We start from the raw sequence: 846 nt of genomic DNA on the forward strand, positions 1-846 counted from the left end.
TTATTTATGAAAAAGTTATTAGCATTAGGTGTAATCAGCTTTAGTTTGAGTGCTTCTCTTGCAGAAGCGAGATTTTTCTTAGGTGTTGAGGGTGGGTATGAGATGTCTGATACTTTCGTTCAAGCAGGGAATAGAGGACATGTTGTTTGGGGTTCTTCTGCGTTTGAAAATAAGGCTAGAATCGATTCTTGGACAGCTGGAGCAAACCTTGGAACGGAACACCAATTAAATGATCTCTTTGGATTACGATGGTATTTTGGAGTAAATTACGGAGAGAATACGAATCAAAAACTAATTTTTCAAATACAATACCTCGATTTCCAACTTGGTGCAGATGCTTTGCTTAATTTCGTAAATACCGGTTCTTTTGCATTTGGTGTATTTGCAGGGATAGGCGGGAATTTCAGTAAGGGCTCTTTTACTGGTAATTTTTTCAAGTCAACAGATGAAACAGCCCATATAGCGCAAGCTGGATTTTTTGGACAAGTTGGTTTAACGTTTGGTCTAGGCGAACACAATCGAATTGACTTGACTGCGCGAATTCCAATCATGAATGTTGTCTTAGCTGAAGATGGAAATCCTATCTATAATCCGCTTCGCTTTACTCTTGGTTATAAATTCATATTCTAATAATATAGCTTAAGAACAACGTGTGAATACACAAAACGTATTGATTATGTGCTGCTAAATAGATTCTTATAAAAGAGCAAGATTGCTATTGTTTAGAGATAATATTAAGAAAAATCAAAAAGTTTTCAAATAAACTTGATATTTACTTAAAACTTATTCACATAAGCCGATACTTTCTCTACAATAAGTCAAGTAATAAAGGCTTGGCTTAGTAAA

1 protein-coding gene is annotated in these 846 nt (G+C 35.0%); it reads left to right on the plus strand.

Going from position 1 to position 846, the window contains the following annotated elements; all coding sequences use genetic code 11:
- Nucleotides 1-630: outer membrane beta-barrel protein (locus CQA66_RS09085; RefSeq protein WP_115582666.1), on the plus strand; the 630-nt coding region annotated here is incomplete at its 5' end.
- Nucleotides 631-846: the final 216 nt, after the last annotated feature.

The organism is Helicobacter aurati, from assembly GCF_003364265.1.
Classification (GTDB): Bacteria; Campylobacterota; Campylobacteria; order Campylobacterales; family Helicobacteraceae; genus Helicobacter_A; species Helicobacter_A aurati.